Source organism: Microbacterium sp. As-52 (assembly GCF_049949185.1).
Taxonomy (GTDB): domain Bacteria; phylum Actinomycetota; class Actinomycetes; order Actinomycetales; family Microbacteriaceae; genus Microbacterium; species Microbacterium maritypicum_A.
This window is the reverse complement of the sequence record NZ_CP188171.1, coordinates 112,404-127,732: the sequence shown is the minus strand read 5'-3', so window position 1 is coordinate 127,732 and position 15,329 is coordinate 112,404. Positions and strand designations below refer to the sequence as shown.

Sequence of the window (15,329 nt, the reverse complement as noted above, 5' to 3'; positions counted from 1 at the left end):
CCCGAGCTGCACGGGGTAGGATTGGCACTCTGAACGTCCGAGTGCCAGCGGAAGGGAAGGGCGATGGTCACAGAGCGAGGACTCCAGGTTCTCCGAGCGATCGTGCAGGACTACGTCGAGACCCACGAACCCGTCGGCAGCCGCTCCATCGTCGACCGGCACTCGTTCGGCGTCTCGGCGGCGACGATCCGCAACGACATGGCGCTGCTCGAGGACGAAGAGCTCATCACGGCTCCGCACACCTCGTCCGGCCGTGTGCCCACCGACAAGGGCTATCGCGTCTTCGTGAACCACCTCGCCCAGCTGCGACCGCTCTCGTCGGCTCAGCGCTCGGCGATCGAGTCCTTCCTCGGCGAGCCGGCCGACCTCGACGACCTGATGGCGCGAACGGTGCGGGTGCTGACACAGCTGACCGGCCAGGTCGCGCTCGCCCAGTACCCCTCGTTCGCCCGCGCGCATGTCACGCACGTCGAGCTGGTCGCGCTCGCGCCGAACCGGCTTCTGATCGTGCTCGTGACCGATGCCGGCGGGGTCTCGCAGCGTATGGCCGTCCTCCCGGAGCCGATCGACGACGCTGACATGGCTGTGCTGCGCGCACGGCTGTCCGCGTCGATCACCGGTCAGGGCATCGGGGAGGCATCCGATCGGCTGCAGGCGTTGCTGGTCGCCGAGGAGAAGCCCCAGGATGCCGTGCTGCGCACGCTTGCTGCGGTGATCGTCGACGAACTCGGAGGGTTCCGCCAGGAGCGGTTGGTGATGGCGGGAGCGGCGACCCTCGCGCGCCGGGAGCAGGACTTCCGCGGCAGCATCCACCCCCTCCTCGAAGCCATCGAGGAACAGGTGACGCTCCTGCGTCTGATGAGCGAGATGGTGACTGACGAGCACGGACTCGCCGCGAGCATCGGCACGGAGAACGCCCCGTTCGGCCTGGGCGAGGCGTCGATCGTCGCCAGCAACTACGCCGCCCCGAGCGGCACGGCGCGCGTCGGAGTGATGGGACCGACGCGCATGGACTACCCGAGCAACCTCGCCGCAGCGCGGGCCGTGGCCCGCTACCTGTCGCGGATGCTCGATGAAGACGAGGCCGGCCGCTGACGCGGTCGCCACCGAGACACACGCAAGAAAGGCGATTGTGGCGGACCACTATGAGGTTCTCGGGGTGTCCCGAGACGCTTCCACCGATGAGATCAAGAAGGCGTACCGGCGCCTCGCCCGGCAGCTGCACCCGGATGTGAACCCGGGAGAGGACGCGGCGGAGAAGTTCAAGCTCGTCACGCATGCGTACGACGTGCTCAGCGACGACGACTCCCGCCGGCGCTATGACATGGGCGGCGGAGACGGTGCGGCAGGGAACTTCGGCGGCTTCGGCGGTTTCGGCGACATCTTCGAGACGTTCTTCGGGGCCTCGCAGGGCGGCGGACGTGGCGCGCGTCCGCGTTCGCGTCGCGAGCGTGGCCAGGACGCCCTCGTCCGCGTGACCCTCGACCTCGGCGATGTGGTGTTCGGTGCGCACCGCGACATCGACGTCGACACCGCGGTGCTGTGCGAGACGTGTCAGGGATCCTGCTGCCAAGAGGGCACCTCTCCGGTCACCTGCGACATCTGCGGTGGCTCCGGTCACGTGCAGCGTCAGGTGCGCAGCCTGCTCGGCAACGTCGTGACCTCTCAGCCCTGCGGCACGTGCGAGGGCTACGGCACGACGATCCCTTACCCCTGCGGCACGTGCGGTGGCCAGGGCCGCGTGCGTTCGCGCCGTACCGTATCGCTCGACATCCCGGCCGGCGTCGAGACGGGGCTCCGTCTGCAGCTTCCCGGTTCCGGCGAGGTCGGCAAGGCGGGCGGACCGAACGGAGACCTGTACGTCGAGGTGACGGTCAACCCGCACGCGGCGTTCAGCCGTGAGGGGGACGACCTGCTCGCCACGCTCGAGGTGTCGATGACGGATGCGATCCTCGGCACGGAGACGAAGATCCAGGGACTGGACGGTGAGGTGGACCTCGAGATCCGTGCCGGTGTGCAGTCCGGCGACGTGCTCACGATCAAGGGCCGCGGCATCACGCCGCTCCGAGGGACTCAGCGCGGCGATCTGCGGGTCGGCGTGCAGGTGCTGACCCCGACCAGGTTGGACTCCGCGCAGCGGGCCCTGATCGAGGACTTCGCCAAGAAGACGAAGTCGCCGGAGCCCCAGCTCGCGCAGTTCCAACAGGGACTGTTCTCGAAGCTCCGCGACCGCTTCCGCAGCCACTGACCATGGCCCTGCATTTCCTCGTCGACTCGTCGACCGATGCCGGAGTCGGCGACATCGTGTCGTTGACCGGAGCCGAAGCCAAGCACGCGGCCGTCGTACGACGGCTTCGCGTCGGCGAGGCCGTCACGGTCGGCGACGGTGCCGGAGTGTGGTTGGCCGGTGTCGCCGAGGAGGTGTCGCCCGCTCGCGTCGACGTGCGCATCGCAGAGCGCGTCGAGCGTCCCGCGCCCCGTCCGCGGATCGTCCTGGTGCAGGCGCTCGCGAAGGGCGATCGCGATGAGCTCGCCGTACAGGCCGCGTGCGAGCTCGGCGTCGACGAGATCGTGCCCTGGCAGGCGAGTCGCAGCGTGTCGCGCTGGGAAGGTCCGAAGGCGGTGAAGGGGAGGGAGCGCTGGGCGAGCATCGTGCGCGAGGCCGCGAAGCAGGCGCACCGCGCGTGGGTCCCGGAGGTGGTCGCGCCGGTCTCGACGAAGCAGCTCGCCGAGCGCGTCAGCTCGCAGCGTGTTCTGCTCCTCGACCCGACGGCCCCCGTGCGGTTGTCCGAGATCGTGACGGACGGCCGTGACCTGGTGCTCGTCGTTGGGCCGGAAGGCGGGATCTCCGAAGAGGAGCTCCACCGCCTGACGGAGGCGGGGGCCGAGCGCGTGCTCCTGGGCGATACCGTGCTGCGCACCTCGACGGCAGGGCCTGCCGCGATCGCCGTGCTGTCGGTCGCACTCGGACGATGGTGAACGCGACTCGCCCGCCTGCCCACGCGCACCGGACTGCGAGCGTGCTGTGGTCAGTAGACTTGACGGCATGACGGAACCCTCGATCTTCACGCGCATTCTGAACGGGGAGATCCCTGCCGAGATCATCGGCGAGACCGACCGCCTCTTCGCTCTGCGCGACATCGCGCCGCAGGCGCCCGTGCATCTGCTCGTGGTGCCGAAGACCGCGGAGTACCGCGACGTGACCGAGCTCGCTGCCGGGGATGCCACTCTGCTGGCCGACATGATCGCCTTCGCGGGGGAGCTCGCCGCGGAGCACACCGAAGACGGCGACTTCCGCCTCGTCTTCAACACCGGCGCGAACGCCGGGCAGACCGTGTTCCACGTCCACGCGCATGTGCTGGGCGGCGGATTGACCGAGAAGAGCGTCGGTGCCTGAGAACCACGAACCCCCGGAGCGCAGCCGGGGAGGTCAGCCTCCCGAGGCCGTCGAGAAGATCTACGCCGACGGCGTCGCGATGGTGCAGCTGCTCGGGCCCCAGGACCGGCTTCTGCGGATGCTCGAGAAGGAGCACCCCGGCGTCCAGGTGCTCGTGCGCGGCAACGAGATCACGCTCGGCGGCAGCACCGATGCGGTCGCGAAGGCGAAAGCGCTGGTCGACGAGCTCCTCGCCATGACGAGGGCGGGGCACGACCTGGCCCCGAGCGATGTGTCGAGCTCCGCGCGCATGCTGCGTCAGGAGGGCGGACCGCGTCCGAGCGAGGTGCTGGGCGAGGCGATCCTGACCACCCGCGGCAAGGTGATCCGTCCGAAGACCCTCGGTCAGAAGGAGTACGTCGACGCGATCGAGGAGAACACGATCGTGTTCGGCATCGGTCCCGCCGGTACGGGCAAGACCTATCTCGCGATGGCGAAGGCGGTGCAGGCCCTGCAGCGCAAGGAAGTGACCCGCATCATCCTCACCCGTCCCGCCGTCGAGGCGGGGGAGCGGCTCGGGTTCCTCCCCGGCACCCTCACGGACAAGATCGATCCGTACCTGCGCCCGCTGTACGACGCGCTGAACGAGATGATGGACCCCGAGATCGTGCCGCGACTGATGGCGACGGGCACGATCGAAGTCGCCCCGCTCGCCTACATGCGCGGCCGCACCCTCAACGACTCCTTCGTGGTGCTCGATGAGGCGCAGAACACGACTCCCGAGCAGATGAAGATGTTCCTCACGCGCCTCGGCTTCGGCACGCGGATGGTCGTCACCGGCGACATCACGCAGGTCGATCTTCCGCAGGGTGCATCCGGTCTCCGTCTGGTCACCCGTGTGCTCGACGGAATCGACGACATCCATTTCTCCCGCCTCACCAGCGATGACGTGGTGCGCCACTCGTTGGTCGGCCGCATCGTCGACGCGTACAGCGAGTACGACGAGAAGCGCACCGCGCAGCGGTTCGAGCGCGAACAGGCGGCCGAGTTCGCCAATCGTGCCGAGCGCCGAGGAGCGCAACGACCAGGACCGCGTGATCGCGCCCCGAAACGAGGACTCTCATGATCGAGATCAACAACGAGTCGGCCATCGACGTCGATGAGACCGTGCTGCAGCGACTGACCGACTTCAACCTCGCACAGCTCCACGTGAGCCCGGACGCCGAGGTGGCGATCGTTCTCGTCGACGAGGGCGCCATGGAGGCTCTTCACGTGCAGTGGATGGATGAGCCCGGTCCCACGGACGTGCTGAGCTTCCCGATGGACGAGCTGCGCCCCGGTACCGAGGATCGCCCGACCGCTCCCGGTCTGCTCGGCGACATCGTCCTCTGCCCGCAGGTCGCGGAAGCGCAGGCGCAGGCCGCAGGACACACTCTGATGGACGAGCTGATCCTGCTGACCACGCACGGGTTGCTTCACCTTCTCGGATTCGATCATGCCGAACCTGACGAGGAGCGTGAGATGTTCGGGCTGCAGAAGGAACTGATCCAGGGCTTCGCCGCAGCTGAACGCCGGCGATGACCGCGGCTCTCCTGCTGATCGCCGCCGTGCTGCTGGTGGCCTTCGGCGGTCTCATGTCCGCGATCGATGCGGCATACGGTGTCACGTCACGGGCGGGTCTGGCCGACATGGCGACGGAAGGGCGCAGGGCCAAGGCTCTGGGTCGCATCGCCGCGGACCTCGATGCGCACGTGAACGCCGTGGCGTTCATCCGCGTGCTGGCAGAGGTCACGGCCGCCGTGCTCGTGACGGTGGCGTTCACCATCCTGATCGAGAACAACTGGTGGGCGATGCTCGCCGCCGCCCTGTTGATGACCGCGATCACCTTCGTTCTCGTGGGGGCGAGCCCGCGCTCGTTCGGGCGCCAGCACGCTGAGGGCATGATCCGCGGCACGGCCTCGGTCGTGCGTGGACTCCGTATCTTCCTGGGCCCCCTCGCCCAGGGACTCGTCGTGCTCGGCAACCGCGTCACGCCGGGTACCGGCCGCAGCTCCTTCACCAGTGAGGACCAGCTGCTCAGCATGGTCGACGAGGCGGCGTCGAACGACCTCATCGAGGAGGACGACCGCGATCTCATCCACTCGGTATTCGACTTCACCGATCAGTTCGTCCGCGCCGTGATGGTGCCCCGCACCGAGATGGTGACCGTCGATGCCACGGCGACGACGGATGAGGCCATGTCGCTGTTCCTGAACCGGGGTGTGTCGCGCATGCCCGTCGTCGATGACGATGCGGACGACGTCGTCGGCGTGCTCTATCTCAAGGACCTCGTGCAGTTCGCCTATCGTGACGACAGCGCGTGGCGCGCGGCCTCGATCCGGCCGATCGCGCGCCCGGCGACCTTCGTCCCCGAGTCGATGCGCGCCGAGACCCTCCTCCAGCAGATGAAGCGCGACGCCGTGCATGTGTGTCTGGTGATCGACGAGCACGGCGGTATCTCGGGCTTGGTGACGCTGGAGGACTTGATCGAGGAACTCGTCGGCGAGATCTCCGACGAGTACGATCAGGTGTCGGCGGAGTTCGTCGATCTCGGTCACGGACGATACCGCGTGAGCTCCCGTCTCTCGCTCGAGGACGTCGGCGATCTCTTCGGTCTCGAGCTCGAGGACGAGGATGTCGACTCGATCGGTGGGCTGCTCGGCAAAGCGCTGGGACAGGTTCCGCAGCCCGGTGCAACGGCCACCGTGGAAGGTTTGGTTCTCACGGGTGGCGCATCGCGCGGCCGTGGCAGAGGTATCGCGACGGTGTTCGTGGAACGTGCGGCGGGGGAACCCGACGCTTCGCAGGATGAAGGAGATCGAGACGATGACTGACGACACTCGAAGCGGGTTCGTGACATTCGTCGGCCGCCCCAACGTCGGGAAGTCGACGCTGACGAACGCCCTCGTCGGCGAGAAGATCGCCATCACCAGCGAGAAGCCGCAGACCACGCGTCGGGCGATCCGCGGCATCGTGAACCGTCCCGAGGGTCAGCTCGTCATCGTGGACACCCCTGGAATCCACAAGCCGCGCACGCTGCTCGGCGAGCGGCTGAACGATCTCGTCGAGCAGGTGCTGGGCGACGTCGACGTCATCGGCTTCTGCGTGCCCGCGAACGAGAAGGTCGGTCCGGGGGATCGACGGATCGCCGCCTCGCTCGATGGCTACCCGCGTGCGAAGAAGATCGCGATCGTGACGAAGATGGACGCTGCCGCTCGTGATGAGGTCACCGAGCGGCTCCTGGAGGTCGATTCGCTGCGTGAGGACTGGGCCGCTGTCATCCCGCTGTCCGCCCTGACGCGCGAGCAACTCGACGTGCTCTCGGACGAGATCCTGACGCTGATGCCCAAGGGGCCGGCACTCTATCCGGAGGGCATCACGACGGACGAGTCGCAGGAGGATCGGATCGCCGAGATGATCCGAGAGGCCGCCCTGGAGGGGGTGCGTGACGAGCTCCCGCACTCGATCGCCGTCGTCATCGACGACATCGCGCCCCGTGAGGGCACGGACCTCACCGACGTGCACGCCTCGATCGTGGTCGAGCGCGACAGTCAGAAGGCGATCATCATCGGGCATAAGGGAAAGCGACTCAGCGAGGTGGGGGCACGAGCGCGCGTCGGCATCGAGGAGCTGCTCGGCACGCGCGTCTTCCTGGGGCTGCATGTGAAGGTCGCGAAGGAATGGCAGCGCGATCCGAAGCAGCTCGGCAGGCTCGGATTCTGAGATGACATCCGGTATCACGTCGATGGCGGCGGGCAGGCCGCCGACCCCGGCGACATGAGTGGTCGCAGCGAAGACCCGAATCCGCTGCGCAACGAGGTCTTCACCCGAGTGTTCGATGAGCACTGGGCAGCAGTGCGGCATCACATCGAGGGCGTCGTCGGCGCGGAGGACGAGGTCACCGAGATCGTCTCCGAGGTGTTCCTGCTCGCCTGGACCAAGCTCAGACCTGCACGACCGCCGAGCCGTGTCTGGCTGTTGCGGGCGACGGATCGGCGGCTGCGGGCTCGTTCCGGCCGGGCGTCGACGCCCTACGGTGCGCTCGACGCTGTGCATCTGGGGCTCTCCGGCGAAGAGGGCGGACCGGATCAGCACAGTCGCCTCGCGGTCCTGCGGGCTTTGGCTGTCCTCACTCCAGGTCAGAGGCGTATCATCATGCTCACGTACTGGGACGGACTCACGGTGGGGGAGATCGCGGAGTTGTTGCGCGCTTCCGAGTTGCGAGTGCGGAAGACGCTGGGACGCGCGCAGGATCGCCTGTGTGCGGAGCTGGGCCTGGAGGGGCGGACGACGGGTGATGACTGACAACGCCGTGCTCGAACGGATGCTGAGCGATGCCGATCCCGCACCGACTCCACGTGACGCTGCGCCCGACGCGCGGGCCCTCGCGACTCGCGACCGCATCCTCCGCACGAGCACCGCACCGAGGCGTCGCCGTCGGCGTGCACTCGGCTGGGCTTCCGGTCTGACCGCGGTCGCAGCCTCGACGGCTCTGGCCTTCGCCGTGCTCTCCCCGCAGGGGGCGGCGGTGGCCGGGATGCCGTCACCGCTCGAGTTCGACGGCTCGGTCACTGTCGCTCAGGTCGTCGACGGGGCCGAAGCGAGCCTCGCCGAGAGCCCCGGTCCCGGTGAGCCGGTGCGATCGGTCAGGACCGCCTCCTGGGGGTTCAACGTCGAGGTCGATTCGAAGACCACGACCGTCGTTCCCCAGCTTTCGACGCTCACGTGGGAACCGGACGGGTCCGGACGTGCGACCACCATCGACGGTGTTCCGTACGACCCCTCGGACGCGGCGGCAAGCAATGCTGCAGAGGTCACCAGCAGCGGAAGAGTGGTCAACGATCTGGTGATGGCACCGGGGGACTTCACCACTCCCTGGACCGCTGTGCCCGGCGAGACGCACGACGACATGGTGGCGATGCTCCGTGCGTTCGGCATGCCGGACGACCCGACGGCATTCGACGTGGAGACCGCATTCACCTCCGTCCTCGGCCAATGGACGTTGACGAATGCGCAGCACCGCGAGCTGCTGCTCCTCCTCGAGGAGGCCGGCGGCGGTCAGGCGCTCGGAACGTCGACGGATCGGCTGGGGCGACCCGTCGACGGCATCCGTGTGCAGTCGCCCGATGGGGCGGTGAGCGACGTGGTGCTGGTGTCCCGCGACACGGGAAGGATCGTCGGAGTGGAGCGCACCGTGCTGATCGCCGACGAGCTCTTCGCTGCGGGCTCGATCATCTCGTATCAGATGTGGGACGTGGAGGAGGATGTGTTCCGATGAAGCGCTCGACTGCTCTCGCGGCGATCGTCCTCGGGCTGCTCGTCGCCTTCGGAGCGACTCCGGCGATGGCCGCAGACCCGAGCGATCGTGAGGTCGATCCTGCCGTCACCGCGATGCTCGAAGAGGTGCCGGGCGGCATCGTCATCGATGCGACGCGAGCGGTGTGGCCCGACCTCGGCATGGAGCTGCAGATCCGCGGCGCGTCCAGCATCTCCGCGCGCACAGTCGGCGGCTGCGCGACCGGCAAGACCTGCGCATTCAATCTCGCGTCACTCGGCGGGAGCATTCTGAGCTTCAGTTCGTGCACCGTCAACGCCGTGCCAGCGAGCTTCGTGACCAGGTCAGCGGCGAATGCACGGACCTCCGGCTACATGCAGGCGCGAAACGGATCATCGGTGCTCGCCACCATCTACGCGGGCAACTGGTCCAACGTATCGGGCACCGTCACGAACCTGCGTTGCGTCCTCTGAGAAGCATCGCGCACCGTGGCCTCGACTGATCCGTTCCGCGCGTGGCAGTGGACCGCGCCGGTGTGGGGCCCGCCCGAGACCTGGGCGTTCGTCGAGCATGAGCTGCGCACTCCCGAACCCGGCGAGGTCACGATCCGTGTCCGCGCCGCGGGGGTGAACCCCGCAGACGCGAAGCATGTCGCGGCTCCCCGCACGGGCATCGAGCTGCCCGTCCCGATCGGGTATGAGGTCTCGGGGGAGATCTCGGCCATCGGCGCGGACAGCCGGACCGGCTCGGGGGGCGTCGACATCGGCGACGAGGTCATCGCCTTCCGCGTGCGCGGTGGCTACGCGAGCGAGATCATCGTGCCCGCCGAGAAGGTGTTCGCCAAGCCGTCGACGCTCACGCACCCAGAGGCCGCGAATCTGCTGCTCGTCGGCACCACGGCCGCAGAGATGCTCGCCGTCACCGCTGCGGCACCAGGGGAGACGATCCTTCTCCACGGCGCTTCCGGCGCCGTCGGTGTGAGCGTGCTGCAGCAGGCGCGGCTCCGCGGCATCCGCGTCATCGGAACGGCGAGCTCAGCCCGCTTCGGCGAAGTCCGAAGGTTCGGGGGCGTCCCTGTGGAGTACGGCCCCGGGCTCTCCGGCCGAGTCCGCGACCTTGCGGATGTTCCGATCGCTGCGGCTTTGGACACGGCGGGAACGCGGGAAGCCGTGGACGCGTCCCTCGAACTCATCACCGACCGTCGACGGATCGTCACGATTGCCGCCGCGGGTCGCGCGGAGGGTGACGGCATCCGCTTCATCGCCGGGTCGATGCCTCAGAGCGCCCGCTTCCGCGACGAGGTGCGGGGAGAGTTGGTCGCGCTGGCGCAGAACGGCGATCTCGTGGTCCCTCTGGCCCGCACCTTCCCCCTGGCCGACGCACCGGCGGCGCATCGGCTTCTCGCCACCGGCCATCCCGGCGGCAAGATCGCTCTGATCCCCTAGTGCAGGGGCGTTGTCTGTCCGATGTGTGTCCGCTGCTTCAGCGTCCTCCGGCTCAGGCCCGCAGGTAGAAGATGACCCCGGCCGCAGAAATCAATGCGGAGACGACGAAGATCCAGATAGCGAACGTCAACACGATCATGCGGGCGCTCCTCTCCGCTTGATCGCCCTCATAGATCTCAGCACCATTCACCTTCAACCGTTCGGCGGCAAGGACGGTGAGGCGGCGTCGTGAGGCGAGGACGCCGAGCCCGAAGGCTCCCAGAACACCCGAGGACACGAGCGGCAGGATGAGCTCCCACTGCTCAGCAGGAGCGGGGCGGGGACCAGGCGCGTCATCGACGCCGTACACCACCAGGACTGCTCCGACGATCACGAAAACGATGCCGATCAGTCGTGTCATCCATGGTCGTTGCGTGGCATTCGCCACGGATCCGCGATGTGATCCGATCACGTAGTTCCCCGCGACGATGAGCTCGGTGGTCTGCCGGGACAGGATCGACGCGAGGATGCCGATGAGGATGGCGAACCCGCCGATGAGCAACTCGATTCTCATCGCATCGCGACCGGAGGTCTATGCACGTGGAAATGATCGCACACGACGGCGGGCGCTCAGTCGATCTCCCGGAGCGTGGACGTCACGATCACGACACCGTCTCCGTACTCCGCGTCCGCGGCATCCTGGATCGTCCCGTCATCCCAGACGACATCGAGCCACACGTAACCGCGATCGGTGCGGAGGGTGACCGCCTCATCGTCGAGGCGGGCCGAGATGTCGTCCTGGATGCGGCTGAGTTCTCCGGGCGGCGTCGTGCCGTCGACACCGTCCGTGGGATCCTCCGGGGCGATCGGGTCGAAGAGTGCGAGCATGATTGGCGGATCGGTGTTCGTGAGTCGCTCGCCGTCGTAGGTGGCATACACGGCGTATGCACCCCACGTCGTCTCCCCACTGGACTCGCGACCCTCCACGTCGTCCCAGGACCAGCCGTCGACGGGGACGCCGTCGCATTGCGGAGGAGACGACTCCATGATCGCTCCCATGCACAGCTGCACGTCGCCACCCACGTCCAGCACCGTACCCACCCCGATCACGCGCCCTTCGGGGAGATCGGGCCGGGCGTCCTCGATGCGCTGCTCGGACGACGCCGTCGTGCTTGTCGGAGCCGGCGAGGTGCCGGGGCCCGTCGTGCATGCGCTCAGGAACAGGAGGCCGACGCCTGAGGCGGCGGCGATGGACAGGCGACGCTGCGATGTGCTCATACCGACGAGTGTCGGTGAGATCCGGATCGTCTCAGACACGTCGGTACCGCGATCGCATCCCTGCTAGCATGACCTCATGCCTTTCGGCGGTCTGCTTCTTCTTAGCTGCCGCGACGAGTCCTAAAGCTAGGGCCTTCCTCGTCGCGGCGCTTGTGTTGGCCCGTTCATCTTGACGAAGAGAAGAAGCCCCATCATGCAGAACACTCAGCGCCCGTCCGCTATGCCGATCCACAAGTACCGGCCGTTCCACGAGCAGATCAACGTCCACCTGCCTGACCGCACCTGGCCCGACGCCCGCATCACCAAGGCGCCCCGTTGGTGCGCGGTCGACCTCCGTGACGGCAACCAGGCCCTGATCGACCCGATGTCGCCCGAGCGCAAGCGCGTGATGTTCGAGCTGCTCGTCAGCATGGGGTACAAGGAGATCGAGGTCGGCTTCCCCTCGGCGAGCCAGACCGACTTCGACTTCGTCCGTCAGCTCATCGAAGAGGACCTGATCCCGGACGACGTCACCATCCAGGTGCTGACGCAGGCGCGTGAGCACCTCATCGCGCGCACCTATGAGTCGATCGCCGGCGCCAAGCAGGCCATCGTTCACCTGTACAACTCGACGAGCGTGCTGCAGCGCGAGGTCGTCTTCCGCACCGACAAACAGGGCATCATCGACATCGCGCTCGAGGGGGCGCGCCTGTGCCGGCAGTTCGAGAAGACCATCCCCGACACGAAGGTCTACTACGAGTACTCGCCCGAGAGCTACACCGGCACGGAGCTCGAGTTCGCCGTCGACATCTGCAACCAGGTGATCGAGGTCTTCGAGCCCACTCCCGACCGCAAGGTGATCATCAACCTGCCCGCCACGGTCGAGATGGCCTCGCCCAATGTCTACGCCGATTCGATCGAGTGGATGAGCCGTCACCTCGCGCACCGCGAGAACGTGATCCTGTCGCTGCACCCGCACAACGACCGCGGTACCGCGATCGCAGCGGCTGAGCTCGGCTACATGGCCGGCGCCGATCGCATCGAGGGATGCCTGTTCGGCAACGGCGAGCGCACGGGCAACGTCGATATCGTCGCGCTGGGCATCAACCTCTTCACGCAGGGTATCGACCCGCAGATCGACTTCAGCGACATCGACCAGGTCAAGCGCACGGTCGAGTACTGCAACCAGCTGCCGGTGCCGGAGCGCAGCCCGTGGGCGGGCGACCTCGTCTTCACCGCTTTCAGCGGATCGCATCAGGACGCGATCAAGAAGGGCTTCGAAGCCATGGCCGTGCGTGCCGAGGCCGAGGGCGTGACGGTCGACGACATCGAGTGGGCCGTACCGTACCTGCCCGTCGACCCGAAGGACCTCGGTCGCTCCTACGAGGCCGTCATCCGCGTGAATTCGCAGTCCGGCAAGGGCGGTGTCGCCTACCTGCTGAAGGCCGACCACGCGATCGATCTGCCCCGCAAGCTCCAGATCGAGTTCTCGGGCGTCGTGCAGGCGAAGACGGATGCCGAGGGTGGAGAGGTCACGAGCGAGCAGATCTGGTCGATCTTCAACGACGAGTACCTTCCGGCGGTCGACACGGCGGCGAAGTGGGGACGCTTCGAGCTCCTCGCCACGCAGACCCGCAGCGACATGTCCGGCGACGTCGCCCTCGACGTGGTCCTGCGTGACGACGATCAGCAGGTGTCCGTCACCGGCAACGGCAACGGGCCTGTCGCCGCTTTCGTCGAGGTGCTGCGTGGGCAGGGCTTCGACATCACGGTGTACGACTACGTCGAGCATGCGCTCAGCGCCGGTGGCGACGCGCAGGCGGCAGCCTACGTCGAGCTGCAGGTCGGCGATCAGCGTCTGTGGGGCGTCGGCATCGACGGCGACATCTCGACCGCGTCCCTCAAGGCGATCGTGTCGGGTGTGAACCGTTCGATCCGCACGCGTCAGCAGGAGCTCGCGGCGGTCTGATCGACGCGTCTCGACGACGGCGGCCGGAATCCCCCGAGGACCCCGGCCGCCGTCGTCTGTGTGTGCACCTCTGGTCAGGGGACTATGCGACCCATTGCACCAGCTGCCAGACGAGCCCGTTCGGATCGGCGAACTGGCAGTAGCGCTCACCCCAGGGCTCGGTCTCCGGGGGAGTGATGACCCGCGCTCCGGCGTCGGAGATGCGCGCGAATTCCCGGTCGATGTCGTCGACGACGAAAACGACCAGGGTGCCTTCCCCTGCGGAGCCGGCGATCTCCTGCGGGCGGAACGTGCTCAGCCCGGTCTCGAGGAAGATGATGCTCGGTGGAGAGTCCGGGTGCTGCAGGGAGACGAAGCCCTCGGCGGACATCGCCTCCTCGAAGCCGAAGTGGGTCTTGGCGAAGGACGCCGAGGCGGCGACGTCGGGAACGTTGAGCGAGATGGCGGTCTGAGTGATGTTCACAGTTCTCCTGTCATAAACTACGTACAACGTACAGAGTTAAGTCGTCGACGCGGGAGGATATTCCGAAATGGCCAAGAATCTCGTGGACCTGCTCTGGCGCAAGGACGCGTCCGAGCGAGCGGACGGCCGTCGCGGGCCGCGTTCTCGCGTATCCGTCGACGCCGTGGTGTCCGGGGCGATCGAACTCGCGGACGCCGGTGGGACCGAGGCGATGACGATCCGTGCGCTGGCGCAGTCGCTCGACCTCACGGCGATGTCCGTCTACACGCACGTCAACAGTCGGGCGGAGCTGCTCGTCCTGATGGTCGACGAGGCGCACGCGAGGATGGTGACGTCGCCGACGGACAGAGCGGGGTGGCGAGCCCGCGTGCGTCGCGTGGCCGATGAGAATCTCGCCCTGTTCCGCGCCCATGCATGGTTGCTGGACATCGATGATGCTCGAGTCGTCGTGGGTCCGGGAACGATAGCGAAATACGACCGCGAGTTGCGGGCATTCGACGACGCCGGACTGTCTGATGTCGAGCGTGACGCGGCGTTGTCCTTCGTCCTCGACTTCGTGAGGGCGACGGCGGCGAGAATGCGCGGGAGTGCAGCGCGGGAGCGCTTCGGACCGTTCTGGGCCGAGGCCGCGCCGCGCGTGACGGGATATCTCGGGGCGGACTTCCCCCTTGCTCAGGCGGTCGGTCAAGCAGCCGGCGAAGCGATGGACGGCCCCTACGACGCCGACGTCGCATGGGACTTCGGTGTGGCACGGGTGATCGACGGGCTCGCCGGCATCGTCTCGGATTCCTCGCCGCGCTGAGAGCGTGTCGTGCTGGTCCTCAGAGGTCGGCGCTGGGCTTGACGATCGCGATCGCGCCGGTCTCTGCGGCCACCTTGCGGCGGTAGATGCGCCGCTGCTCGGGCAGGGAGACGTCGAACGTGACGGCGAGGACCCGGATGACGGCTGTGACGGCGATGCCGATGACCGCCGCGAGAGTGATCGGCATTCCGAGGGCGACGGCGATCACGATGAAGGTGCATCCTGCCCCCGCGGCGACCGCGTAGAGCGAACCGACGTGCATGATCGCGGTCGGAAGCCCCATGAGCATGTCGCGGAGCACGCTGCCACCGACCGCGGCGCAGACGCCGATGAAGACCGCCGGGACTTCGGGGATCCCGAATGCGAGGGCCTTGCTCGTCCCGAAGGCGCCGAACATGCCGATCACCACGGCATCGAGGACCACGATCACGGTGTTCAGCCGGGTGAAGAGGCCCGCGAGCAGCATGCCGAGCAGGGCCGCCCCGCCGGCGGTGACCAGATACCACTGATTCTGCAGGGTGGCGGGCGTCTGCCCCAGCAGGATGTCGCGGATGAGACCGCCACCCATCCCGATCATGATGCCGATGATCGAGACGCCGAGCCAGTCGAGTCGACGCTGCCCCTGGAACCCCGATGCGAACATCGCGCCCTGGACGCCACCGAGGCCGACGCCGAGGAGGTCCGCCCACAGCGGAATGGTGAAGAGCGGTTCGGTCACGCCTCC

18 protein-coding genes are annotated in these 15,329 nt (G+C 67.5%); 14 read left to right on the top strand and 4 right to left on the bottom strand.

Going from position 1 to position 15,329, the window contains the following annotated elements; translation table 11 throughout:
* Positions 1-63: 63 nt before the first annotated feature.
* The 12 genes from hrcA (at position 64) to ACLFA2_RS00575 (ending at position 10,135) form a co-directional block, all read left to right on the top strand.
* Positions 64-1,095, top strand: coding sequence for a heat-inducible transcriptional repressor HrcA (gene hrcA / locus ACLFA2_RS00630; RefSeq protein ID WP_029260211.1), 1,032 nt, complete (start codon positions 64-66; stop codon positions 1,093-1,095).
* Between the two features lie 37 nt (positions 1,096-1,132).
* Positions 1,133-2,248, top strand: a complete 1,116-nt coding sequence (dnaJ, locus tag ACLFA2_RS00625) for a molecular chaperone DnaJ (RefSeq protein WP_029260212.1) — start codon at positions 1,133-1,135, stop codon at positions 2,246-2,248.
* Positions 2,249-2,250: 2 nt separating this feature from the next.
* Positions 2,251-2,979: a 16S rRNA (uracil(1498)-N(3))-methyltransferase gene (locus tag ACLFA2_RS00620; RefSeq protein WP_167253957.1), complete on the top strand. Its 729-nt coding sequence runs from the start codon at positions 2,251-2,253 to the stop codon at positions 2,977-2,979.
* Between the two features lie 67 nt (positions 2,980-3,046).
* A complete protein-coding gene (locus tag ACLFA2_RS00615) occupies positions 3,047-3,397 on the top strand; it encodes a histidine triad nucleotide-binding protein (RefSeq protein WP_021198568.1) in 351 nt (116 codons plus the stop codon).
* 79 nt (positions 3,398-3,476) lie between these two features.
* Positions 3,477-4,502 carry a PhoH family protein gene (locus tag ACLFA2_RS00610; RefSeq protein WP_208323627.1) on the top strand — a complete coding sequence of 342 codons (1,026 nt, stop codon included), beginning with the start codon at positions 3,477-3,479 and terminating at the stop codon, positions 4,500-4,502.
* The gene (gene ybeY / locus ACLFA2_RS00605) at positions 4,499-4,957 is read left to right on the top strand and encodes an rRNA maturation RNase YbeY (protein ID WP_021198570.1); all 459 of its coding nucleotides are present in this window, start codon (positions 4,499-4,501) and stop codon (positions 4,955-4,957) included. The genes ACLFA2_RS00610 and ybeY overlap by 4 nt, the downstream gene beginning before the upstream one ends.
* Positions 4,954-6,249, top strand: a complete 1,296-nt coding sequence (locus ACLFA2_RS00600) for a hemolysin family protein (protein WP_021198571.1) — start codon at positions 4,954-4,956, stop codon at positions 6,247-6,249. Before ybeY ends, ACLFA2_RS00600 begins: the two co-directional genes overlap by 4 nt.
* On the top strand, positions 6,242-7,138 hold the full coding sequence (gene era, locus ACLFA2_RS00595) for a GTPase Era (protein ID WP_029260215.1): 897 nt from the start codon (positions 6,242-6,244) through the stop codon (positions 7,136-7,138). The genes ACLFA2_RS00600 and era overlap by 8 nt, the downstream gene beginning before the upstream one ends.
* Before the next feature lie 54 nt (positions 7,139-7,192).
* Positions 7,193-7,720, top strand: a complete 528-nt coding sequence (locus ACLFA2_RS00590; RefSeq protein WP_021198573.1) for an RNA polymerase sigma factor — start codon at positions 7,193-7,195, stop codon at positions 7,718-7,720.
* Complete coding sequence (locus tag ACLFA2_RS00585; protein WP_426621843.1) at positions 7,713-8,693, top strand: hypothetical protein; 981 nt, start codon at positions 7,713-7,715, stop codon at positions 8,691-8,693. Before ACLFA2_RS00590 ends, ACLFA2_RS00585 begins: the two co-directional genes overlap by 8 nt.
* Positions 8,690-9,163 (top strand): hypothetical protein, encoded by a 474-nt coding sequence (locus tag ACLFA2_RS00580; protein WP_426621842.1) that lies wholly within the window; start codon positions 8,690-8,692, stop codon positions 9,161-9,163. The genes ACLFA2_RS00585 and ACLFA2_RS00580 overlap by 4 nt, the downstream gene beginning before the upstream one ends.
* 15 nt (positions 9,164-9,178) lie before the next feature.
* Complete coding sequence (locus tag ACLFA2_RS00575) at positions 9,179-10,135, top strand: quinone oxidoreductase family protein (RefSeq protein WP_426621841.1); 957 nt, start codon at positions 9,179-9,181, stop codon at positions 10,133-10,135.
* 52 nt (positions 10,136-10,187) lie between these two features.
* Here ACLFA2_RS00575 and ACLFA2_RS00570 read toward each other — a convergent pair whose 3' ends face one another.
* Positions 10,188-10,688: a hypothetical protein gene (locus ACLFA2_RS00570; protein ID WP_021198577.1), complete on the bottom strand. Its 501-nt coding sequence runs from the start codon at positions 10,686-10,688 to the stop codon at positions 10,188-10,190.
* A gap of 56 nt (positions 10,689-10,744) precedes the next feature.
* Positions 10,745-11,392, bottom strand: a complete 648-nt coding sequence (locus ACLFA2_RS00565; RefSeq protein WP_426621840.1) for a hypothetical protein — start codon at positions 11,390-11,392, stop codon at positions 10,745-10,747.
* 193 nt (positions 11,393-11,585) lie between these two features.
* Between ACLFA2_RS00565 and leuA the strand changes: the two genes are divergently transcribed.
* Positions 11,586-13,340 carry a 2-isopropylmalate synthase gene (gene leuA / locus ACLFA2_RS00560; protein ID WP_029260222.1) on the top strand — a complete coding sequence of 585 codons (1,755 nt, stop codon included), beginning with the start codon at positions 11,586-11,588 and terminating at the stop codon, positions 13,338-13,340.
* A gap of 82 nt (positions 13,341-13,422) precedes the next feature.
* Here the strand turns inward: leuA and ACLFA2_RS00555 are convergent, their stop codons facing one another.
* Complete coding sequence (locus tag ACLFA2_RS00555; RefSeq protein WP_021198580.1) at positions 13,423-13,803, bottom strand: VOC family protein; 381 nt, start codon at positions 13,801-13,803, stop codon at positions 13,423-13,425.
* A 67-nt stretch (positions 13,804-13,870) separates the two neighbouring features.
* On the opposite strand from ACLFA2_RS00555, the gene ACLFA2_RS00550 reads away from it, so the two are divergent.
* Entirely contained in the window at positions 13,871-14,605 is a 735-nt protein-coding gene (locus ACLFA2_RS00550; protein WP_347125700.1) for a TetR/AcrR family transcriptional regulator C-terminal domain-containing protein, read from the top strand.
* A gap of 19 nt (positions 14,606-14,624) precedes the next feature.
* On the opposite strand, the gene ACLFA2_RS00545 is transcribed toward ACLFA2_RS00550, so the two are convergent.
* Positions 14,625-15,323, bottom strand: coding sequence for a trimeric intracellular cation channel family protein (locus tag ACLFA2_RS00545; RefSeq protein ID WP_021198582.1), 699 nt, complete (start codon positions 15,321-15,323; stop codon positions 14,625-14,627).
* Positions 15,324-15,329: the final 6 nt, after the last annotated feature.

Coding starts and splice junctions, on each gene's coding strand:
- hrcA (WP_029260211.1), top strand. CDS start 64: ATGGTCACAGAGCGAGGACTCCAGGTTCTCCGAGCGATCGTGCAGGAC.
- ACLFA2_RS00620 (WP_167253957.1), top strand. CDS start 2,251: ATGGCCCTGCATTTCCTCGTCGACTCGTCGACCGATGCCGGAGTCGGC.
- ACLFA2_RS00615 (WP_021198568.1), top strand. CDS start 3,047: ATGACGGAACCCTCGATCTTCACGCGCATTCTGAACGGGGAGATCCCT.
- ACLFA2_RS00610 (WP_208323627.1), top strand. CDS start 3,477: ATGGTGCAGCTGCTCGGGCCCCAGGACCGGCTTCTGCGGATGCTCGAG.
- ybeY (WP_021198570.1), top strand. CDS start 4,499: ATGATCGAGATCAACAACGAGTCGGCCATCGACGTCGATGAGACCGTG.
- ACLFA2_RS00600 (WP_021198571.1), top strand. CDS start 4,954: ATGACCGCGGCTCTCCTGCTGATCGCCGCCGTGCTGCTGGTGGCCTTC.
- era (WP_029260215.1), top strand. CDS start 6,242: ATGACTGACGACACTCGAAGCGGGTTCGTGACATTCGTCGGCCGCCCC.
- ACLFA2_RS00590 (WP_021198573.1), top strand. CDS start 7,193: ATGAGTGGTCGCAGCGAAGACCCGAATCCGCTGCGCAACGAGGTCTTC.
- ACLFA2_RS00585 (WP_426621843.1), top strand. CDS start 7,713: ATGACTGACAACGCCGTGCTCGAACGGATGCTGAGCGATGCCGATCCC.
- ACLFA2_RS00580 (WP_426621842.1), top strand. CDS start 8,690: ATGAAGCGCTCGACTGCTCTCGCGGCGATCGTCCTCGGGCTGCTCGTC.
- ACLFA2_RS00570 (WP_021198577.1), bottom strand. CDS start 10,688: ATGAGAATCGAGTTGCTCATCGGCGGGTTCGCCATCCTCATCGGCATC.
- ACLFA2_RS00565 (WP_426621840.1), bottom strand. CDS start 11,392: ATGAGCACATCGCAGCGTCGCCTGTCCATCGCCGCCGCCTCAGGCGTC.
- leuA (WP_029260222.1), top strand. CDS start 11,586: ATGCAGAACACTCAGCGCCCGTCCGCTATGCCGATCCACAAGTACCGG.
- ACLFA2_RS00550 (WP_347125700.1), top strand. CDS start 13,871: ATGGCCAAGAATCTCGTGGACCTGCTCTGGCGCAAGGACGCGTCCGAG.